The following is a 4,323-nucleotide window of genomic DNA, read 5'->3' as shown; positions in this document are numbered from 1 at the left end:
CATATCCGAATTTCGTTTTAAGGAGCACTATCTTTTCGTCCGTACTCACAATTCCAACTACCTTGCATCCCATAATTTTTCCAATTTGGACTACTATTGTTCCCACGGCACCAGCTGCGCCCGACACCACCAGTGTTTCGCCTTTTTTAGGTTTTCCGATGTCCATTAATGCGATATATGCGGACAATCCGGTTATTCCTAAAACGCCTAAATACGTGCTTACCGGGACGGCGTTTGGATCGATCTTTTGTAATGCTTTTCCATCAGATACCTGGTACGCTGCCCAGTTCAGATAACCCGAGACGTAGTCACCTTTTTTGAAATTTTCATTATTGGATTCAACTACCCCGGCGATGATTTTTGATGCTACCGGCTCATTTAATTCAAATATGGGCGGATGAGTGCCGTTCATTTTACCGCGCAGGTATGGATCTACTGAAACATAAACTGATTTCAAAAGGATTTCCCCTTCACCGATAACCGGCATCAATTCTTCTTCATTACTAAAGTCGGACAGCAACGGCATTCCAACCGGCCTGTTTTTTAATGTGATTTTTCTGTTTTTCATGCGTTTGATTATTAAATCCCCGGTATAATAATCCATGGATTATATTTTGACAAAAAATTTTACTTCCTGATTTTGTTTAAAAGGTCGTTGAGCAATTCTGCCTGATCATCAGTGACGCCATACTGAACTTTGTTAAAAAGTTCCCTTCCTTTTAATGCAATCTTCAATCCTTCAGGCGTGAGGTTAATGTATACTACCCGCTGATCTGAAAGATCGCGGTCCTTCTTAATTAATCCTTTGTCCATTAGCTTGTTTAACAATCTTGAAACATTCGGCATCCGATCAATTAGCCGCTCACGAATCAGGTTAACCGTTGCCGTATGATTGGGCTGGCCCTTCAAGATTGCCAGGACGTTTAGCTGCTGGAGAGAAAGGCCAATGGGCTTGAGGGTAATTGCAATTTCGTTCAATAGCCAGTTAGCGGTAAAAATAAGGTTCATCCCTGCTTTATGCTGCGGTCTGTTAAACTGTTCCTGCTTAATCTCATCCTCAATTTTCATAACGCAAATATATATACCATGGATTATATATCCAAGTCATTTAATAGTGACAAAGTTTGGACAATTGGTTCGCAACAGCTTTGCTGCGGGATGATTTCGGCAGATAAATACAAGCCGCCCCTGTAATTTACCCATAATTATTTGTCATTAGGAGATCTTGAAAATATTTCAGTGTAGTCAATTTTGTTGCCTGCATTATTCATTAATGACGTTTTTATGTGGTCGTTTTCATCTCTTTGATTTAATGGAACGTTAAAGCAGTTCCAATATGTTGTCCATTCCTGCCGGCGCATGATAACTATAGCTCCTTTTTCATTAATTACGCTGTGATCAATTGTGAGGCAAACTCCGCTATCATCATTACCGGCGCCATGGTGTTAGCACAGGTAATCTTAGGCATAACTGAAGCATCGGCAATCCGTAAACCTGTAATACCGTGAACAAGCAATTGATCATTTACTACCGCATCAGGACCCACTCCCATGGCACACGTTCCTGTAGGATGGAAATAGGAATTGGCTGCATTGCCTATTAAATGCATGATGGACTCACGATCTGTAAGCCGTTTCTTTGGAATAATCCACCTTTTAATAAGCTTTTTAAAAGCTGGTTGGGAAGCAATCTCCATGCTAATTTCCACCAGTTTTATAAATGCGTTTAAATCGGCCGGATCAGTTAGGAGATTACCCTGTATGTCAAGAGGTCCGTCATATGCTGATGTTTTCATTCTAAGGTATCCGCGGCTTTGAATATTGACCAGGGAGGGTAAAAGACTAAAGGAATTTGGAGGAATAGGACCATATTGCTGTTCCAGCCCAGGCACTGCAATAGGTACCTGGGTAGCTAATATCATGAGATCGGCCGCTTTCAAACCAGGCTGACTTTTCAGAAAGGCGGTGCTGCTTGCTAAATTACCATTAGGTGCACCCAAAGGTTCTTTTGCTTCAAAACACAAGGAATGCATAATAACATGATCCTGTAAGTTTTTGCCAACCCCGGGAAGGTCTCCAACAATGCCGATACCGAGTTGCCTAAGCTCCCGGGAATCGCCTATTCCCGATAGCATCAAAATACGCGGGGTTTCAAAAGCTCCTGCACAAATGATAACTTCTATGCTGGCGCCTACAGTATGTAATCTCTCCTGTTGTACATAGTCAAGACCTATACAGCGTGTACCTTCAAAATTCAATTTATAAACGCAGGCTTGGGTAAGCAACGTTAAATTTTTATGCCCCATAATGGGTTCGATATAGCGTGTCGGCCCCTGCCGTCTGCCATTTTTAGCATTTAGGATGCCACGGCCGACACCTTCCGGCGACGGGGCGTTAACATCATCCAAGAATGGCAAACCGTAACTTTGACAAGCTGCGATCATCGTATCTGCTATTACATGATCTTTAGCTCTTTCAATACCGATAGGACCTCCGGCTCCATGAAAATCGGTCTCTCCGTCTTCCCAATCCTCTATTTTTTTAAATAGTGGCAAAACAGATTGATAATTCCATCCGCTGTTTCCCGCAGCTGCCCAGCCATTGTAATCATATTTGTTTCCCCTGGCCCAGATCATGCCATTGATATTTCCTGAGCCACCCAGTATTTTCCCGTGAGGCACGTGAACCGTCCGGTTATTAAAAAGCGGATTGGGTAAATATTGGTAGCCATAGTCGTGTGCCGAACCTATGTTTTGAGGCCATTGTACGGTATTGACCATACTTGGCAGGTCATAATTATCACCACCAGCCTCCAGGAGCAGTACACTGGCATCGGTTTGGTCAATTAGGCGACGGGCGATAACACATCCTGCCGAACCCGCACCTACAATAATATAATCATAATTGCTACCTGCCTGGCGGTTTTTTGATCTGGACTCCAGGTTGCTTACGTTGTTTGTGTTTAACATAGGAAAACTAGTTTATTTGTTGCAAGTTTTTTTATTTGTTAGTGCCGCAAACCGGTTAATGATTTTGACATTGTAAATTTACCTCACGTCCGGTTCTTTTGTTGCCACCGATATCAGGGAAAGTACATCACCACTGGTGGGGATACAGCAAAATGAATAATTCTGCTGCCTTTTCCGTATATTTAAAAGCCGGATTGCAACAGTCCGGCCGTTATTTAGTATCCGACAGCGTTATCACAATAATCAGAGGCTGCTGCCTGTTGGTCCTAAAGTAATATCGCCGGTTTCGCCGGAAAGCTTTTCAAACAGTGCCATGTCAATAGATTCTGCAGGTTGTATATTTTCAGGACCGGCAGTTCCAAATTTGGACAATAATAACCCAAAGCCGGCTGGGGCAAATGTTTGAAGCGTTCTGGTAATACCTTGTTTTTGTGTTGCTTCCAGCCAATGCGGCATTCCTTTGGGGATAAAAAAATGCTGACCACTGTTTAAAGTAATTGATTTTTCTTAGTGTGAACGGTTATTTGTCCTTCGATAACATATAGCAGTTCGGTATAACCGCCATGTATATGAGGCGGTGTTTTTACTCCAGGTTTTGATCTTTTTTCAACCTGATCATACTCCGAATCAGCATTGTGAGGGTCGTTAATAACACAATGATGTGACCCGAAAAGCCAAAAAGAATTTTTCATAGTTTTGATATTATAAATGTTCGTAAACATTGGCTTTTTATAATCTTAGTGCAATCCCCAAATTCGGGGATTATATACACAATAGGGAAGGTGACCCGTTAACGATTGGTTTTATCATGTTTATATTGATAAAAGAGAAATAGTGTGAATGGCCTCTAATAATGGAGTCCGTTTCGGGCGAAATTGCCTTTATTAATCCGGAAGATTAAATTATCCCGTAAGGCCTGTTATAGTCGAAATGCTCTTCCACAATAAAGAAAATGTCATAATTCTTTGCTAACTCATTTTATTAATAAAGAGCGCCTTATACTGTTTAAACTATATTTTGATTAATGGCTTTTGCAACTACTTCAGTAAGGGACGCCACATGCAATTTTCCGTAAATTTTTTTGATATGGCTTCGCACAGTTTCATAGCTGATATTCAACTCATAGCCGATCATTTTATAACTCAGGCCGTTAACAACGGCACTCAATACTTCCTTCTCGCGGGCCGTAAGATTATATTCTTCTAATGGCCGCTGGCGTTTGCCCGGGTAACTATGCTGCAGCATGTTTAATACCCTTCGCGCAATTGAAGGGCTCATGGGTGAACCGCCGGTTTGCAGATCCTTAATCGCATCGATCAGCGAACTATTTAACTGGTTCTTTAAGATATAACCCG

Annotated in this window: 5 protein-coding genes and 1 pseudogene; all 6 read right to left on the bottom strand. The window is 41.8% G+C overall.

Translation table 11 applies throughout. The annotated features are described in order from the left end of the window. A pseudogene (locus tag JWQ54_RS02785) lies at nt 1-568 on the bottom strand (NADP-dependent oxidoreductase); the annotation flags it as partial. A 59-nt stretch (nt 569-627) separates the two neighbouring features. Then, nucleotides 628-1,068, bottom strand: a complete 441-nt coding sequence (locus tag JWQ54_RS02780; protein ID WP_299579853.1) for a MarR family winged helix-turn-helix transcriptional regulator — start codon at nt 1,066-1,068, stop codon at nt 628-630. A gap of 319 nt (nt 1,069-1,387) precedes the next feature. Beyond that, nucleotides 1,388-2,968 carry a GMC family oxidoreductase gene (locus JWQ54_RS02775; RefSeq protein WP_299579851.1) on the bottom strand — a complete coding sequence of 527 codons (1,581 nt, stop codon included), beginning with the start codon at nt 2,966-2,968 and terminating at the stop codon, nt 1,388-1,390. Nucleotides 2,969-3,211: 243 nt separating this feature from the next. Further along, nucleotides 3,212-3,424: a hypothetical protein gene (locus tag JWQ54_RS02770; RefSeq protein WP_299579849.1), complete on the bottom strand. Its 213-nt coding sequence runs from the start codon at nt 3,422-3,424 to the stop codon at nt 3,212-3,214. Nucleotides 3,425-3,456: 32 nt separating this feature from the next. After that, the gene (locus JWQ54_RS02765; protein WP_299579847.1) at nt 3,457-3,660 is read right to left on the bottom strand and encodes a hypothetical protein; all 204 of its coding nucleotides are present in this window, start codon (nt 3,658-3,660) and stop codon (nt 3,457-3,459) included. Between the two features lie 313 nt (nt 3,661-3,973). After that, on the bottom strand, nt 3,974-4,323 hold a 350-nt coding region (locus JWQ54_RS02760; RefSeq protein ID WP_299579844.1), incomplete at its 5' end, for a response regulator transcription factor.

This window comes from Mucilaginibacter sp. (assembly GCF_028288225.1).
In the GTDB taxonomy this organism is placed as follows: Bacteria; Bacteroidota; Bacteroidia; order Sphingobacteriales; family Sphingobacteriaceae; genus Mucilaginibacter.
This window is presented reverse-complemented; position numbering and strand designations above follow the sequence as displayed.